This is a genomic window from Sphingomonas bacterium (genome assembly GCF_903644055.1).
Lineage (GTDB): Bacteria > Pseudomonadota > Alphaproteobacteria > Sphingomonadales > Sphingomonadaceae > Sphingomonas_I.
Genome location: NZ_CAHJXD010000068.1, coordinates 1 through 16,054 on the forward strand (window position 1 = coordinate 1; position 16,054 = coordinate 16,054).

Here is a 16,054-nt window from a genome sequence, read left to right on the forward strand (position 1 = left end):
GCGCAGCAGGCCAGGCTCATGGAAAGCTACGGCGCGCACTGCGTCTACGTCACCGACAGCGGCGGCGCGATGAACATGGACGATTATGCCGCGCGGCTCCAAGCCTATGATCGCGTGCTCAAACCCGAGACGCAGCGTGGCGTCCATGCCCACCATAACCTCTCGCTAGGTGTCGCCAACTCGATCGTCGCGGTTCAGAACGGCGCGGTTCGCGTCGACGCATCGCTCGCCGGCATGGGCGCCGGGGCCGGCAATGCGCCGCTAGAAGTCTTCATCGCCGCCGCCGATCGAGCCGGCTGGAACCATGGCTGCGATCTCTACGCGCTGATGGACGCGGCGGAGGAGCTTGTCCGCCCGCTCCAGGATCGCCCAGTACGGGTCGATCGCGAGACGCTGAGCCTCGGCTATGCGGGCGTCTATTCCTCGTTCCTGCGCCACGCGGAAAAAGCCGCGGCCGACCATGGGCTCGATACCCGCGCGATCCTGCTCGAGCTCGGCAAGCGCAAGATGGTTGGCGGACAGGAAGACATGATCGTCGACGTCGCGCTCGATATAGTGAAGCAGAAGGAGGCCGCACGTGCTTGAAGTCATGGACATCGCGGCGCGGCTCGACGATGCCGCCCGTTTCGCCAAGGCGACGCCGCAGCTCGACGATCCGCTCACGTTGGAGGATGCGTATCGCGTACAAGCCGCGTCGCTTGGCCGGCGCTATCAGCGCGGCGAGAATCGTGTCGGCATCAAGATGGGCTTCACCAGCCGTGCGAAGATGGCCCAGATGGGCATCGACGAGATGATCTGGGGTCGGCTGACCGATCAGATGCTCATCGAGGACGGTGGCACGATCGACTTCTCGGCCTATGTTCATCCTCGCGTCGAGCCCGAAATCGCGTTTCTATTGAAGGCACCGTTAGTCGGCCGGGTGACGCCCGCCGCCGCGCTCGCCGCCGTCGGCGGGATCGCCCCGGCGCTGGAGATTATCGACAGCCGCTACAAGGACTTCAAATTCTCGCTGACGGATGTGATCGCTGACAACAGCTCATCGTCGAGCTTCGTCGTCGGTCCCTGGTCCGATCCCGCGCAGGACATCTCCAATCTTGGCATGATCCTCGAGATTGACGGCGAGGCGCGCCAAATCGGATCGAGTGCCGCGATCCTCGGCAACCCTATCAGGTCGCTGGTCGCGGCGGCACGGCTTGCGGACGAGGCGCACGAGCCGCTCAAGGCCGGCGACGTGATCATGGCCGGCGGCGCAACCGCCGCCGAGCAGTTGGCTATCGGCCAGCATATCCGCCTCGTCGTACAGAAGCTCGGGCGGGTCGAGTTCCGGGTTGGCGACAAGGGGTAAAGACATGGCTTCAGAAAATTCCCAGGCGAGATTAACGATCTCCAACGATCCCGCCATCATCACTGCCATCGAGCGCTTCGAGGTCGACGAAAGCCGCAAGGATGACGCGATACAACTTGCTGTACGATACATCACCGGGACATGGCGGCAGCAGGAAGCCTTCATCGGCGCAGCGCTGTTACGTGGCCGCAACCATTCCGGGATTTCCTGCTATGCGCAATGGCGGCGGCTGACGGATGCATTCTCCCCCGATGCCCCGCCGCCGGCATGGTCGCTCGCAGCAGCATTGGCGGAATTCCCGACGGTTGAATCGCGCATTTTCAGCACCGATTTCATCGAAAACCTTTCCGACCCGACGGGCACTATCCTTTCGTTCGAGGAGGCGCCGCATCTTCACTACGGCCTTTTCTCGGTGAAACCGGAAAACCAGAACAAGGTGATGGACCTCGGCCGCGGCAACTCAGGCAAGCTGCTTGGTATGCCAGGTCTGGCAAGCATCAACTGGCACCGCAGCATCGATGGCCGGATGATCAATAACTTTGGCACATGGCAGCATTTCGATGGCTTGCAGCAGATGGGTCAGCAGAAGGGCTTTAGACTCGGCACGACTGATGTTTATTGGCACGGCTGGGCGGACTGGGACAACGAGCTGTTCGATTTGGCCGCCGTAATAACGCGAGAAGGTCTTTCCGTTCCAGGCTAACTTCCGTCGCGCCTTTGCAGGGCGCCGACCTTACGGCAACTTGGTAGAGACCGAGCGCGAAACCAGCCGATGGTGTAGCTCCTATCGTGCACGAGGACCGTGGACGTTTCGTGGCGGGAGAAGGGCCTTGGTGGGAAATCCATGCGCCTATCCAAGCGCGTGAGCTTTCCATCGATAGATTGTCGCGGCGGCCCACGGAATAAGCGTTACTCGCGATAGGAAGGCAGCCGATGATTGATGAGATTACCGCCGAGCGGCTGAAACGGTTCGAGCTGCTTGACGCGCCCGGCCACTTGCTGCGTCGCAATCACCAACGCTCGCTTGAGATTTTCACCCGTCACGTCGGCGACGACGTGACGCGGCAACAGATCGCTCTGCTGATCGCCTTGGCGCAGCGCGACACCTCGTCGCAACGCGATCTCGTCGAGGCGACCGGCATCGACAAAAGCACGCTGAAGGAGATGCTGGACAGGATGATCGGTCGTGGCTGGGTGTTGCGCGAAAGGCATCCGATCGACAGCCGCGCGTGGGCGATGCGGATCACGGCGTCAGGCACGACAATGCTGCATGACCGGATTGACCGGATCGAAGCGGCGCAACGCGAGATCATCGCGCCGCTGTCCGTTGCCGATCAGCGCCTTTTCATGCGCTGCCTGCGTACGCTTATCGGACGTGGATCCAGCAACGCCGAAGCTGATCAGAGTGATGCCAGCCTGCCCATTTCGCCCGAGTGATAGCGGCGCGACGCATCCGCCAGTCTCTCCGCAGTGGATAGCACGAACGGGCCGTTACTTGCAGCAACCTCGCGTGGGCATCGATCGCGCGCACGCTGACGCGACCCGCGCCGCGCGCGAAGACGATCAGATTGGGCGCTTTCACCAGGCGCCGCGAACCGTAACCCTCGCCTAGATCCAGCGCGCCTTCGAACAAGTAGATCGCGAGACCATCTGGCCGCGATCGCGGCGATGATGGTTCGGGCGAGGTATCCGGCCAATCGAAATTAGCATCCGGCGCCAGTTCTAAGTCGAGCAGCACGAGCGCGCTCGGCGCTTCGAACGGTGCGACCAGGGTTTCGAATGAACCTGCCAGCAAACGCATCCAGCCGCCCTCCGGCAAGGCGGCAGTGGGGATTTGGTCCGCTTCGACATGGTGGATCACAGCCGGCGCCTCTTCCTGCGCGACCGGCTGGCGGATGAAAATCTGCATCCCTTCCGTTACGATCCCCGGCCGATCGGGCACCTCCTCATGGACGATCCCGGAACCGGCCGCGGTCCAATGCAGGCCGCCTGGCGGGATCAAGCTCCGATCGCCGCGACTGTCGCGGTTGCGCATGCCGTTGACCGATTCGGGAAGGACATAGGTCACGGCGGAGAAGCCGGCATGGGGGTGCGGTGGAAACGTCGGACCGGTCATCCGGAAATGATCGACGTTCAAAAACGGATCGGCTTCGGCGCCGAACATCGCTTTCCCGATGCGAAGCGCATCGAACGCATCGCCATGGCGCGCCGCGTCTGGCGCACAAATCCGCACGACCGGCCTGTGTGGTTGAACATCGCTCATAAACCGGTCTCCGTGAAAGTCGGCGAGCCATACTGCGAGTACATTGCTTGACAGCGCACCGTCATTTGTGGATGCACTTTGCGTCGAAATTGCGCAAGCCTTCGCCTGTGGCAAGCAACCTGTTGGAGCAAGAGTCGCGCGTCGGCACAAACACGCTCACGTGCGAGAGGGTCATGATGATGACGACGGAAATGACAACGGTGCTTTGGGACGAGCGTGCGATTCAGAACGCCATGCTCGAATTCGGTCGCACGCTCGATGCCGGCGACTGGGAGGGGCACCGCGCCTGTCTGAAAGAGGTGGTCGCTATGGACTTCAAGCGTCTGACCGGCTTCGACGTCGTGCGCGTGCGTGCCGACGACTGGGTGGAGTTCGCCAAGCAGATCCTGTCGCCGGTCAGGCGGCACCACACCTATACCAATTTTCGGCCAAGGATCGAGGGTGACCGCGCTTTCCTTACGCTCAAGCAGACGTCCCGCCACTGGAAATCCTCCGACACGGGAAATAGCGACTACACCCAATACGGCTCGTACGACGTCTGGTTTGATCGCGTCGGCGAGAGCTGGAAGATCGACTATCTCAAGCATGACTTTGTCTGGTCTGATGGAAACAATGCTCTATTCGACATGCGCGAACCCGCGTTGGTCGCGGCGCTGGAGCGGGTGTTCTGCGAGGAAAACTTCGCGGCTGCGGCGGCCAATCCACCTATCTAACATTCAGCGGCGGCGGGCATGAGTTTTCGCCAAGGTAGATGCTGGTTACTCATACTATAATCAAAGCCGAAAAAGTAAGATAATGAAATGGTTTCGCCTTTCGGTCTCCAGCCGATGATCTACATCAGTCTGTCTACTTCGTGCCGCAAAGAAACGCCTAACTCACCTAGGCTCAGGACTCATTGATTGAGCCAGAAGATGACAGTTGCGGCGATGCAGATGGAGGACATGAAGGTTGGGTGAGAGATGCGACGGACGAGTGAACTGGTCATGGCGGCGTAGATCATGGCTTCCGAGGCATTGAGGCGAGGTTCGTAATCGCGAACGGGGCGGCGGTATCGTGTGAGCTAGCCGAAGGTTCTTTCGACGACCTAGCGGCAAGAACGCTACGCGTCATGGCAGGGATACCTCAATGGCAAGATCGGCAGCGTGTCGCGGGTGATAGCGCTATTTCGGCGGCATATTCTGGCCCGCAGGGGCGACCACCACGCGCCATTCCGCCGCGTCGCGGAGATATTTGGCCGCGACCCGCTGCACGTCGGCCGGGGTGACGCGCTGAATCCCGGGGATCATCTGGCGGATCACCTCGATCCGGCGCGGGTCGGTTTGCGCCCCGGCCAGGGCCTGCGCCCAATAATCGTTGGTTTCGCGATATTGCCGCGAACTTTCCAGCGCGGGGCGGACGGCGCGGTCGAATTCGTCCTGGCTGGGCGGCGTCTCGCGCAGCGACCGGGCGATCGCGGCCATGCCGGCGAAGAATGCGCCCGATTTGTCGGCCGGCACCTCGACGCTGGCGGCGGTGTAGCCGAAACCGGGGAACACCTTCGATGAGTCCCGCAGCGTCTTGGGCGAATAGGTCAGGCCCTGCTTTTCGCGGAATTCGTCGAGCAAGCGCAGTTCGAGGACGCTGGTCATAACGCCGATGGCGAGCGTTTCCTGATAATCGGCAAAATAATCGTTGGTCGGCCAGAGCGCCAGCGCCGTTCCCTGATCCTTTCGGCCGAGATGCACCAGCGTGATGGGTTGCGCAGCCGGATCCGGCAGCGACATGCGCGGCGGGCTGGGCAGGAGCGGGGCCTGCGGGCGGGGGGGCAGCGCGCCGAATGTTTCCGCCGTGCGTCGGATCGCATCCTCCACGGTGACGTCTCCGACCATCACCACCTCGATCGGACCGGTCTTCAAGGGCGCCAGCGTCGCACGGACGTCGTCGATCCCCATCGCCAGCCGATCCTGCAACGGTGGCAGCCCGAAGCGCCTGTCGCCGGGGTGGAGCAGCTTGATCAATTCGAACGACAGGACGCCGCTCGAACTCGTCTGGCGCTGCTGGTCCTGCTCCGCTGCGTGCGCCTTCATCCGCACGACGCCGTCCGGGCGGAATGCCGGATCGGTGACATAGGCGGCCAGCACCTGCATCTGCGTCGCCAGATCGTCGGGCTGGGTGCGGCCGGACAGGACGAACGCATTTTCGCCGATGCCGACGCCTGCGCCATATTGCTTGCCGACGAGCGCATCGTCGATTTCCGCCGCGGTCAGGCGGCCGAGACCGCCTTCGATCAGCCCCGGCTGGATGATCCAGCCTGGGCTAGGCTTATCCTTCGGCAAGTCGCGCAAGCCGCCGCCGATGCGCACGCCCACCTGAATGCTGTTCCGGGTCGTCGCGCTGGGACGGACGGTGAGCCGGACGCCGTTGTCGAAGCGAACGAATGTGACGCCGAGATCGGCGATCCGCGTACGCTCGACGACATGGCCGGGCTGCCCGAAGCTGGTATAGGACCAGGGCTTGTAGGCCACCACCGGCGGTGCCGCCACCGCCAGCTTCGATGCCGCTTCATACGCCTCCAGCACCGCGGCGTTGCCGCCCGCTATGGGTTCCGGGCCGGTCAGGTGGAGGAGCGGGCCTTGCCCGCGGAACAGCGTCTTCAAGACACCGTTGACCTGGGCCGCGTCCAGGCCACGGGTATAGCCGTCGAAGCGGGCGAGCGCGTCGACAGGCGTGGTGAACGCCTTGTCCTGGGCCATCGCGCCGAGGATCTGGCTTGCCAGCGAGGAGGAGGAGCGTGTCGTTTCGCCCGCGACGCCGGACCGCAACTGCTGGCGAAGCTCGGTAATCTCGCGGTCAAGCTCGCGCTGTGTGATGCCGTAATCGACGAGGCGGCGACGCTCCTGCTCGACGGTGGTGAGCGCGGCGCTCCATTTTCCGGCCTCGAAACGCGCCTCGATTTCCATCCGGCTGAGCGATTTCAGCAAGGTGGAATGCGAGGCGGAAGCCGACGTGAAGGGCGGATAGTCGGTCACCGCCAGCTTCGCGAGCCGGCGATTGAAGACGTTCAGGCCCAATTGTTCGATCATGTCCTTGCGGCGTTTCGCGCTGCTGTCCGGGGTAAGATCGGGTGCGTCGTTCCAGGAGAGTTCCAGCCCGGAGGGTGCGCCGGATTCGGTAAAAATCTCGGCTTCGGCGACGCGCGGCGCCACCGCCCCGAGCTTCGGCTTCGCGCCCGCCGGCCCCACACCGCGCCAGTCGCCGAAGCGGGCCTTCAGTTTCGCCTCCATCGCGGCGGGATCGAAATTGCCGACGGCCACGAAGATCGCGTTCTCCGGCCGGTAATAGGCGTGGTAAAAACGCAGGAACCGATCGCGCTTCGCCTTGCGGATAATGTCGACGTCACCGATCGGCAGGCGCCGGGTAAGGAGTTGACCCCTGGCGGAGAAATCGAGCTGCGCTACCTGCGCGCGGAACGACGGTGAACTGCGCGCGCGCTCTTCAGACAGCACGACGCCGCGCTCCCGATCGATCGCGTCGTCGGCCATCGTGGTTTCGCCTGCCAGCTCGCGAAACAGCAGCAGCGCGGTATCGACCACCTTCGCGTCCGTCTCGGGCAGTTCGAGCATGTAGACCGTCTCGTCCTGGGTGGTATAGGCGTTGACGTCCGCTCCAAAGGCCAGGCCATAGCGCTCCAGCATCTGCGCATATTCCCCTTCGGGCACATGGCGCGAGCCGTTGAACACCATGTGCTCGATGAAATGCGCCAGGCCGCGCTGGTCATCCTGTTCGTTAAGCGACCCCGCGCCGATGCGCAGCAGGAAGGAAGCGCCGGTGGCAGGCGTGGCGTTGTGCCGCAAGGCATAGCGCATGCCGTTGGCCAGGCGGCCGTAACGAACGGCGGGGTCGGATACCAGCGGCGGAGACGGCGCGGCACGGCGCGGTGCGGCGCTCGCGGCGGTTCCTTTATGCTGCGTCGTCGCCGCCGACGAGCCGGACACGATCAGCGCGGCGACACCCCAGGTCGCCAGGAAACGGGATGCGCTCATCGACAGATACCTTTTGCAAATAAATCGGGACGAAAACTGCGGCGAAACATAAGACGCGCCATTTGCGGTTATCCCCATCGGTTCCGTATCGATCGGGATATCGCGGGCCCGGCGCGGCGCTGGCGAAATTCCCGCGTCCTGGTGTATGTTGAGCGTGGTGCCGCGTCTTAAGGGAAGATGCCGTCCGATGGCGGCGGCGCTGGCTGGAGCGGGAATGGCCGAACGCGCGCAGGAAGGGATCGTCATGCTGGGCCGGCGCTATCGCCCGGCGCTGATGGCGTTCTTCGTCCGCCGCATCCAGAACCCCGCCGAAGCCGAAGATCTGACCCAGGAAGTGCTCGTGAGATTGATGGAATTGTCCGGCGAGGAGGTGGCGAACCCCGACGCATATATCTTCCGCATCGCCGCGAACCTGGTGCGCGATCGTCATCGCCGGCTGCAGGTCCGCGACGCATGGCGCGCAGACGTCACGCATCGCGACGACGGCGCCGCCGACTATATCGATCCGCTGCGTCTGCTCGAGGGTCGCGAAGCCATCGGCCGTGTATCGAACGTGCTGGCGGAGCTGTCCCAGCGCACGCGCGAGATCCTGCTGCTCTTCAGGATCGAGCGCATGCGCAAGCGCGACATCGCCGACAGCTACGGGATATCGGTCAGCGCGGTCGACAAGCACCTCATCAAGGCAACCGCATTCCTGACCAAGCGTCTGGAGGAGTCGTGAGCGCGCCCGCCCCCCATCTGTCCGACGATACCCGCGAGGCGGCCGCCGCATGGTGCGTGCGGCTGTCCGACGGACCGCTCGGCGAGCACGACCGGCAAGCCTTCCAGGAATGGCTCGACGGCAGTCCCGAACATCCCGCGCTGTTCGAGCGCACGGTGGTCGCCTGGACCGCGATCGAAGACCAGGCGGCGGAGCCCGAATTGCTCCGGTGGCGCGGAGAAGCGCTGGAGGGCGTCCACAAGGCGGGTCGGCGCCGCTGGAGCAGGCCGACAGTCGCGTGGCGCCAGGCGTTCGCGATCGCGGCCTGTCTTGCGCTGCTGATCGGCACCGGATCGTGGTGGCACTACGCCCCGACCACATACCGTACCGAGATCGGCGAGCGCCGCGTCGTCGCGCTGGCCGACGGCTCGACGATATCGCTGGACGCCGCGACGCAGGTCGACGTGCGCTATCTCGGCGACCGTCGCAAGCTCTGGCTCGACTATGGCCGCGCCAAGTTCAGCGTCGCGAAGGACCCCTTGCGACCCTTTTCGGTGCAGGCCGGTCGCCGCATGGTGATCGCCACGGGAACGCAGTTCAGCGTCGAGAAACTGTCCGACGAGGTGCGCGTCGTGCTCTATGAGGGGCACGTCGCCGTGCTGGACACGAGCCGTCCCCGGCCACAGCCGCTCGCGATCGGGCCCGGGCACCTTCCGGCCGAGCGGGTACTCGTGCCGGGACTGGAATTGATCATGCCGAGCGCATCGTCGGCCAGGCCGATAAGCGATCCGCAGTCGATCAAGGCGGACGCGTTGCCGGTGGCACGGGTGGTGCCGGTCGATCCCGGTCGGACGCTCGGATGGGAAGCCGGCATTCTCGAATTCAGCGACGAGCCGCTGGGCGATGCCGTCGAACGTATGAATCGCTACGGCCCGCGAACCCTGCGCGTCGCAGACGCGTCGGCCCGCGCGATCACCATCAGCGGCCAGTTCGACGGCGGCAATCCCGACGCGTTCGTCGAAGGCGTCACGTCGGTGTTTCCGGTGAAGGCGAGCCGCGCGGCCAATGGCGACATAACGCTGCGCGGGACAAACCGCTGAATGGGCCGCCCTTTATATATGTGACAGATCGGTGAATCTTTTCACGTTCCCCGCGTCTAACGGATGGGTGCCGAGGGGGTGCCAAGGGGGGAACAATGGGTATCATCAAGACGGCATATCTGCGCGGCGTTGCGGCATCGAGCCTGGCGGCCGCGTTGTACGTCGCGGCAGCGGCGCCGGCCTTCGCGCAGGAAGCCCACTACGCGTTCGATATTCCCGCGCAGAATCTGGACGCCGCGCTGAGGAAATTCGGGCGGACCACCAGGCTCCAGATCGTTTACGACGGGCGCGAGGCGCGTGGCCTGCGCAGCTACGCCTTGAAGGGTAGCTTCACCGCCCGCGACGGACTTGCCCAGCTTCTCGAAGGCAGCGGATTTTCGATGCATGTCGGCCAGTCAGGCGTGCTCATCGTCGAAAGCGCCGAGCGCAAAGCCGCGGCGGCGCAGGCGGGAAACGCCGCCGCCGATAAGGAGGGGCCAGCGGCCGACGATCGCGGCATCGCGGACATCCTCGTTATCGGCAGCAATAGCCAGAACACCGATATCCGGCGCAGCGAAAATGACCCGCAACCTTACCGCGTGTTCACCCAGAAGGACATCCAGTCTTCCCAGGCGGTAACGCTGGAGGATTTCTTCCGCACCCGCGCGACCAGCAACACGACGCAGGGCAGCGAAGCACAGCGCACGTCCTCGATCATCGGCAACGGCCCGGGATCGACGCGCTCCAGCATCAATCTGCGCGGCCTCGGCACGAACCAGACGCTGATCCTCGTCGACGGGCGCCGGCTGGGCGATCTTTCGATCCAGAATCTCGGCCAGTCGGCCAACCAGTCGGGCCAGCCCGACATCAACGGCATTCCGCTTGCCTCGATCGAGCGGATCGAGATCTTGTCGTCCACGGCGGGCGGCATCTATGGCGGCAACGCCGTCGGCGGCGTCATCAACATCATTCTGCGGCATGATTACCGCGGGCTGGAAATTACCGCGAACTATCAGGATACCGCCGACTTCAAATACCCGATCGGCCGACTGGACGTGGTCGGCGGTCTGGCGCTGGAAGGCGGCCGCACGAACATCACTTTCGGCGGTTCGATCAGCCGGACCGGCGTGTTGCAGGTCGGCGACCGCAGCTTCGCGCAGAAGGGATTTGCGCTGGGACTGAAGAACAGCCCCGAAGAATTCATCCCCGCAGCCGGCCAGGTGCTCCGTCCACCGGTCGGACGCGGCGTGAACATCTACAGCAACAACGGTGCCCCGCTGACGTTGAAACCGGAATATGGCGGTGGCGCGCTCGGCGGCGCGATCACCAACCTCCAGCCGGGTTTCAGCGGATCCTCGCTGGACCTCGGCAAAGCATTGAAGGCCAATGCCGGCAACTTCAATTTCCAGGAACCGACCGGCGATTCCGGGCAATCGCGCAGCCTCCTGTCGGCCCCCGAGACGCGCTCGTTCAACGTCAACGTCCGCCGCAAATTCGCCGACTGGCTCGATGTCTACGCCGATTTCTCCAAGTTCCAGAATCGCGGTTCGGCCCTCGCATCGACCTCCGCGCCCGAGGCGCTCAGCCTCGCGTCGACCAGGCCGACCAACCCGTTCAACGAGTCGGTCAGCGTCGTGTTCGACAACCAGAACCTGGCGACACCCTATAAGAGCAAGACCGACACGAACCGCGCGACCTTGGGCTTCGCACTACGCCTGCCGCACAAATGGGCGGTCGGTTTCGATTATACGTGGAACTGGTCCAAGGCATCGTTCGAATATACCGGGCTGCCGATCGATCAGGTCGGATTCCAGTGCGCGCGAGTCGGCGTCACGCCCTCGAATGTCGGCACCGGACTGAATCAGTGCAGCCCGTCGTTCGGCGCGGTCTCGACCGATCCGCGCGCGGCGATCAATATCATCACCAACCCGGATTTCTCGGCCTATCTCAATCCCAATCCCAACGTCTTCGGAAAATATTCAACGACGCTGTCGACGCCGTCGCTGCGTCTGTCCGGTCCGGTATTCGCGCTGCCGGCGGGGCCGGTCAACTTCTCCGGGCTGCTGCAGCGCAATATCGCGCGCACCAAATTCGGTTACCAGCAGACCGACACTTATGGCAGCGCGTTGAACCCCGTTCCGCTCCGGCAGCAGTTCATCGTTTTCGCGCCGGCCGAGCAGGGGGCGACATCGGTATACGGCGAGGTGCGCATTCCCCTGTTCTCCCCTCGCAACGCCACGACGTTGCTGCAAAACCTCGCGATCCAGGCGTCTGTGCGGCACGACAGCTACAAGACGACCGCCTACAAGACAAATGCCGGGGTCTCGTCGCTGTCGTTCGACGACGCGATCGGCAGTATCGGCGGTCTCACGCAGTCCGCCACGAACCAGTCGACCAATTACACGATCGCAGGCGAATACTCGCCAGTCACGGGTATCACGTTCCGCGGCAGCTACGGCACGGGATATCTGGAGCCTACCGTCAATCAAGTTGTAGCCAACGCCGGCGACGGTAATCTGCGCATACAAGACCCGCTTCGCGGCAATACCGTTCAAGGCGGGCTATATACGGTGGTCCAGGGTGGTCTGGGGTTCGATTTCAAGCCGGAAACGTCCACCAGCTATTCGTTCGGTATCATCCTCCAGCCGCTTTTCGTGCCTGGCGACCTGAGACTGTCCGCGGACTATACGAAAATCAGAAAAACAAACGAGATAACGTCGCCGAATATCTTCGACCTGTTGCTGAACCCCGATCGCTATCCGGGGCGCGTCGTTCGTGCGCCGCTCACCGCCGCCGATACCGCTCTTGGATATACCGGTGGCGCCTTCACCAGCTTCAACGTCACGCAGATCAACCTCTTCAAATCCTATGTCACGGCGGTCGATTTCCAGGCCGACTATACCTTCACGGCAGGCAAGGCGGGGCAGTTCCATGCCTATGTATCCGCGTCGTGGGAGCCGGATTTCTATCGCCAGTTCGTCGTCAATTCGCCCAGTCTGAACTTCAGCGGCGCGATCGACGGTCCGCTGGAATGGCGCGGCAACGGTGGCATCGACTGGACGCTGGGCAATTTCAGTGTCCAGTATAACGCGCAATATTACGGGCCGTACCGCGTCTACAGCCCGACGGAAGGGGCGAGTGACGTCGCCTTCGATGTCAAGCTGCAGGGATCGAGCAAGATCCGCAGCCAGATCTATCACGACCTCTACGTGTCCTATACGATCCCTGCCTCGTCCGGAATCCTGCGCGGCGTGAAGGTTTCGGGCGGAATCCAGAACCTGTTCAACACCTCGCCGCCGATCATCGCATCGCTGTCCTACGCGCAGGGCGGCTATAGCGGCTATGGCGATCCGCGGCTGCGGCGCTTCACGCTGACACTGCGGAAGGCGTTCGGAAATTGACTATGTGACCGGTGCGGCGGCAAGCCGCACCGGTCGGCCTGGCCATTCCTGATCGATCAAGGCCAACTCCAAACCGGCAGGCCGAGCCCGTAGCCGGCGAGATTAGACTAGCGGTAAATACTCCCGTTAAGAGGTAGAATTGATTGTGCCGACTACCTGAAATCGAGGGCTGGCAGTCATACAACTTCGCAATTCCGGATATCGCCGCTCCAGGATGACGTCTTCTTCGCCAAGGCTATGACGGCAGAACGGCGACGGCATCGATTTCGAAGACTATGCCGTCGAGCGCGAGTCTCGGCACCGGGATCAGGGTGCTGGCCGGCTTGTTCGATCCTGGGAATGCGGCATTCGTCTCGCGTGCGACGATCCTTTCGCGCTCACCGTCGTGATCCGCCGAGAGTATCGTCACCTTCACCACATGATCCATGCTCGATCCAACGGCTTCCAGAGCAAGTCGCAAATTAGCGAATGCGCCTTTGACCTGCCCTTCGAAGTCAGCGGCCAGGATCTTGCCGTCGACGTCGATCGCCATCTGCCCGGAGACATAAACCAGCTCCGTGCCGGCGGGCACGATCGTCACCTGACTGAAACCGTGCCTGGCGGGCTGATACAACTCGTCTGGATTTAGATATCGAACGGTCCGCCCTTCGGCTGATGCGGGGGCCATTTGCTGCTCTTGGCCGAGTGGCTTTTCCTGCGCGGTTGCCCGCCACCTCGTAGCCGACGTGCCGGGCAAGAGGTCTTTGTCAGATTTCGACATGAGCAGCCCTCGCGACATTCAGTGACCGCACAGCATAGTCGTGCGGTGATGACCGACCAAGTGTCTGTGGGCTGCCATCGACGCCGGTAGCGCCGCTTCTCTGCTCGGTGCCCCAGTGTAGTGAGGCGATATGAAGCCGGGACTGGAAAGAACGATCGGGCGCCTGCTACGATCGGTACACTCCGGCGAGCGCCATCTCGCCTGCCGTAATCGGCGGATCGCCGATGCACCGACGAACATCCTGCTCACCAGCCCGGCTTTCGCATGGGCGGGCGGAGAGGAGGCCCGAAGCTTCCATGCGATCCATCCTAATCAGGACAGATCGCCTCGCCGGCCAGTCCGCGGCAAAGCAGCCGGCAACGGAACCTATTCTTGGCGCGGGCGTAGATCGGTTCAGTTGCGTGTACTTAAGAACGGAGTCGTTATGACGGGATGGATCAAGCGGTCGCTCGTGGTCGGGCTGTTGGCGGGAACGGCGGCCGCGCCCGTTCTCGCGCAGCATCATGACGGGCCGAACGGCAATCGCAATTCACGCCAGGCCGTGAACTCCCGGCATGCGAATTACCGCGAAGTCACGACTTCGCGTGGCCACAAATGGCGCAAGGGTCAGCGCCTGGCCGCCAATCAGCGCCGCTATGTCGTCTCCGATTGGAACCAGCGCGGGCTACGGGCGCCGCCACGCGGTTACCAGTGGGTCCGCGAAGACAACAATACCGGGGACTTCATCCTGGTCGCGGCCGCGACGGGCTTGATCGCCAGCATCCTCAGCCAGTAGCCGCCTCTGTAGACGTTTTACTCTTGTCACCCCGGCCTTGAGCCGGGGTCCCGCTGCCTGCCAACTAACGCTGAGGAAGAAGCTGGACTCCGGCTCAAGGCCGGGATGACTTTTAGCTTGAACAGCAGCCTTAAGTGCCATCCGCTCGGCAGTTCATCTGGTCTAAGCGGCCACGGCATAAGACTCGCTTCTTAATAGGTCCGGCTTACCCGGAATGGCTTTCATGATCGCCGTCCGGACCGGCGGCACCGAAGCTCATGCCACCCCCGCCACCCTTTCCGGCCTGACGCGAGTCGTCCCTGCCGCCGCCATCGCCTTTGCTCCGTCCACCCGAACCGGACGGACGGACAGGACCTTGCATTGGAATCGACAGGTCGGACGGAACGGGGTCGAGCCCGAGCGCCTCGCGAATGAAGGCTCGCAGCGCGATGACAAGCTCGTCGGTGTGCACCGGCCGACCGGCGACCAGCTCTCGCGCTGCCCGCTCGGCCAGCCGCACATGCTTCTCCGTCCCGAGCAGAATGATGTCGGATAAAGCCGCCTCGACCGCGTCTCGCATCCGGCGCGCCCGATCGGAGCCGCCGCCGGGGATGGGCGAGGCCGCCGGATCCGTGTCCTCCGAAGCGGCGCTTGCCTCGTTCGTGCGGCGAAGATCGCGCAGGTGCGTGGGATCGACCGCCAGATTGCCGGTGAACGAGCCGCCGAGCGTCTTATAAGCCGCGATCAGCGTCCGCAGGCGCTCGTTGATCTGGCGGTTCTCGCGCTCGCGGCGCTGCTGGATGGTGTACATCGCCAACAGGCGAATGCCGACACCGATCAGCGTGATGAGCGCGAGCCCGCACAATGTCGAAAGCAGCGCCTGCCAGGAACTGAAATCCAGGCCCCGCATCCACCCTCCGTGTCGATCTGCGCCAAAGGAAGCGAAACGGCTGTACCAAGCGTCGCCGGTCGCATAGTAGTTGCTGCGCCTGCAATCGAGCAAGCAGCGATCTGCGGATCACGGGCATCGGCCGACGGAGCGGCATGAACGGACAGCGGCGATCCGGCCTGACGCGGGATCGTCTTGACTTCGGCGGTCAAGCAAAGGCAGGTCACACCCATGGTCCGCCGGCTCATCTCCCTGCTGCTCGCGGTCGCGCTGCTCGGCGTAACCGGACAGAGCGCGGCCTATGCGGCCAGCGCGCCGGTCCCGATGCAGTCGATGCACATGGCCACGGCAGACTGCATGATGATGGCGCAGGCCGCGCCGGAAAAGGCGACCGGGCTCGGCACGCACAGCAGCAAACATAAGGGCTGCACGCCGGCCGATTGCCTCAACTGCATGATCGCATGCGCCGGCATCGCGGCGGCGCTGCCCGACGAGCTGATGCCGTCGCTCGTCGCCTACGACCGGCGGACGATCCAGCGTCCAGGCCTCGCGCGCCCGATGCACGGCCGCTCGCTGCTACCCGACATACAGCCACCCATCGCCCTGATCTGACGGCATCGGCCTGGCCGTCTGCGCGCCACGGGTCCTCCCGTCGCGCGTGTCGTGCCCGGCCGTCATCCCTTCAGATCAGGAGCATTTCCATGAGAGCTCGTCTCTTCGCGCCGCTGCTCGCGGCGATTCCGGGCCTTGCGTTCGCGGGGCCGCTCACCTTCGAGGCGGCGCTGCGCCAGGCGCAGGCCACCGCGCCCTCGCTCAAGGCCACGTCGCTCGGCGCCGATGC

Annotated in this window: 14 protein-coding genes; 10 read left to right on the forward strand and 4 right to left on the reverse strand. The window is 63.7% G+C overall.

Going from position 1 to position 16,054, the window contains the following annotated elements:
* From dmpG to HUU94_RS02820, 4 genes are all read left to right on the forward strand, one after another.
* Positions 1 to 585: 4-hydroxy-2-oxovalerate aldolase (gene dmpG, locus HUU94_RS02805; protein WP_174273602.1), on the forward strand; the 585-nt coding region annotated here is incomplete at its 5' end.
* Between the two features lie 4 nt (positions 586 to 589).
* On the forward strand, positions 590 to 1,345 hold the full coding sequence (locus tag HUU94_RS02810; protein WP_174273612.1) for a 2-keto-4-pentenoate hydratase: 756 nt from the start codon (positions 590 to 592) through the stop codon (positions 1,343 to 1,345).
* Between the two features lie 4 nt (positions 1,346 to 1,349).
* Positions 1,350 to 2,048, forward strand: a complete 699-nt coding sequence (locus HUU94_RS02815; RefSeq protein ID WP_174273603.1) for a hypothetical protein — start codon at positions 1,350 to 1,352, stop codon at positions 2,046 to 2,048.
* 230 nt (positions 2,049 to 2,278) lie between these two features.
* The gene (locus tag HUU94_RS02820) at positions 2,279 to 2,782 is read left to right on the forward strand and encodes a MarR family winged helix-turn-helix transcriptional regulator (RefSeq protein ID WP_174273604.1); all 504 of its coding nucleotides are present in this window, start codon (positions 2,279 to 2,281) and stop codon (positions 2,780 to 2,782) included.
* On the opposite strand, the gene HUU94_RS02825 is transcribed toward HUU94_RS02820, so the two are convergent.
* Positions 2,712 to 3,608, reverse strand: coding sequence for a pirin family protein (locus HUU94_RS02825; RefSeq protein WP_174273605.1), 897 nt, complete (start codon positions 3,606 to 3,608; stop codon positions 2,712 to 2,714). The two genes, HUU94_RS02820 and HUU94_RS02825, sit on opposite strands and share 71 nt — an antisense overlap.
* A 179-nt stretch (positions 3,609 to 3,787) precedes the next feature.
* Between HUU94_RS02825 and HUU94_RS02830 the strand changes: the two genes are divergently transcribed.
* Positions 3,788 to 4,321: a nuclear transport factor 2 family protein gene (locus HUU94_RS02830; protein WP_217429545.1), complete on the forward strand. Its 534-nt coding sequence runs from the start codon at positions 3,788 to 3,790 to the stop codon at positions 4,319 to 4,321.
* A 447-nt stretch (positions 4,322 to 4,768) separates the two neighbouring features.
* On the opposite strand, the gene HUU94_RS02835 is transcribed toward HUU94_RS02830, so the two are convergent.
* Positions 4,769 to 7,630, reverse strand: a complete 2,862-nt coding sequence (locus HUU94_RS02835; RefSeq protein WP_174273607.1) for a M16 family metallopeptidase — start codon at positions 7,628 to 7,630, stop codon at positions 4,769 to 4,771.
* A 187-nt stretch (positions 7,631 to 7,817) separates the two neighbouring features.
* Here HUU94_RS02835 and HUU94_RS02840 point away from each other — a divergent pair, with 187 nt between their 5' ends.
* From HUU94_RS02840 to HUU94_RS02850, 3 genes are all read left to right on the forward strand, one after another.
* Positions 7,818 to 8,351 (forward strand): RNA polymerase sigma factor, encoded by a 534-nt coding sequence (locus HUU94_RS02840; RefSeq protein WP_217429546.1) that lies wholly within the window; start codon positions 7,818 to 7,820, stop codon positions 8,349 to 8,351.
* Positions 8,348 to 9,430 (forward strand): FecR family protein, encoded by a 1,083-nt coding sequence (locus tag HUU94_RS02845; protein WP_174273608.1) that lies wholly within the window; start codon positions 8,348 to 8,350, stop codon positions 9,428 to 9,430. The genes HUU94_RS02840 and HUU94_RS02845 overlap by 4 nt, the downstream gene beginning before the upstream one ends.
* 95 nt (positions 9,431 to 9,525) lie before the next feature.
* Positions 9,526 to 12,810, forward strand: a complete 3,285-nt coding sequence (locus HUU94_RS02850; RefSeq protein ID WP_174273609.1) for a TonB-dependent receptor — start codon at positions 9,526 to 9,528, stop codon at positions 12,808 to 12,810.
* A gap of 235 nt (positions 12,811 to 13,045) precedes the next feature.
* Here HUU94_RS02850 and HUU94_RS02855 read toward each other — a convergent pair whose 3' ends face one another.
* Positions 13,046 to 13,570: a RidA family protein gene (locus HUU94_RS02855; RefSeq protein WP_217429547.1), complete on the reverse strand. Its 525-nt coding sequence runs from the start codon at positions 13,568 to 13,570 to the stop codon at positions 13,046 to 13,048.
* Between the two features lie 130 nt (positions 13,571 to 13,700).
* On the opposite strand from HUU94_RS02855, the gene HUU94_RS12745 reads away from it, so the two are divergent.
* A complete protein-coding gene (locus HUU94_RS12745; RefSeq protein ID WP_254601901.1) occupies positions 13,701 to 14,345 on the forward strand; it encodes an RcnB family protein in 645 nt (214 codons plus the stop codon).
* Positions 14,346 to 14,550: 205 nt separating this feature from the next.
* Here the strand turns inward: HUU94_RS12745 and HUU94_RS02865 are convergent, their stop codons facing one another.
* Complete coding sequence (locus HUU94_RS02865) at positions 14,551 to 15,234, reverse strand: hypothetical protein (RefSeq protein ID WP_174273610.1); 684 nt, start codon at positions 15,232 to 15,234, stop codon at positions 14,551 to 14,553.
* A gap of 210 nt (positions 15,235 to 15,444) precedes the next feature.
* On the opposite strand from HUU94_RS02865, the gene HUU94_RS02870 reads away from it, so the two are divergent.
* Positions 15,445 to 15,825, forward strand: a complete 381-nt coding sequence (locus tag HUU94_RS02870) for a hypothetical protein (protein WP_174273611.1) — start codon at positions 15,445 to 15,447, stop codon at positions 15,823 to 15,825.
* Positions 15,826 to 16,054: the final 229 nt, after the last annotated feature.

Coding starts and splice junctions, on each gene's coding strand:
- HUU94_RS02810 (WP_174273612.1), top strand. CDS start 590: ATGGACATCGCGGCGCGGCTCGACGATGCCGCCCGTTTCGCCAAGGCG.
- HUU94_RS02815 (WP_174273603.1), top strand. CDS start 1,350: ATGGCTTCAGAAAATTCCCAGGCGAGATTAACGATCTCCAACGATCCC.
- HUU94_RS02820 (WP_174273604.1), top strand. CDS start 2,279: ATGATTGATGAGATTACCGCCGAGCGGCTGAAACGGTTCGAGCTGCTT.
- HUU94_RS02825 (WP_174273605.1), bottom strand. CDS start 3,608: ATGAGCGATGTTCAACCACACAGGCCGGTCGTGCGGATTTGTGCGCCA.
- HUU94_RS02830 (WP_217429545.1), top strand. CDS start 3,788: ATGACGACGGAAATGACAACGGTGCTTTGGGACGAGCGTGCGATTCAG.
- HUU94_RS02835 (WP_174273607.1), bottom strand. CDS start 7,630: ATGAGCGCATCCCGTTTCCTGGCGACCTGGGGTGTCGCCGCGCTGATC.
- HUU94_RS02840 (WP_217429546.1), top strand. CDS start 7,818: ATGGCGGCGGCGCTGGCTGGAGCGGGAATGGCCGAACGCGCGCAGGAA.
- HUU94_RS02850 (WP_174273609.1), top strand. CDS start 9,526: ATGGGTATCATCAAGACGGCATATCTGCGCGGCGTTGCGGCATCGAGC.
- HUU94_RS02855 (WP_217429547.1), bottom strand. CDS start 13,570: ATGTCGAAATCTGACAAAGACCTCTTGCCCGGCACGTCGGCTACGAGG.
- HUU94_RS12745 (WP_254601901.1), top strand. CDS start 13,701: ATGAAGCCGGGACTGGAAAGAACGATCGGGCGCCTGCTACGATCGGTA.
- HUU94_RS02865 (WP_174273610.1), bottom strand. CDS start 15,234: ATGCGGGGCCTGGATTTCAGTTCCTGGCAGGCGCTGCTTTCGACATTG.
- HUU94_RS02870 (WP_174273611.1), top strand. CDS start 15,445: ATGGTCCGCCGGCTCATCTCCCTGCTGCTCGCGGTCGCGCTGCTCGGC.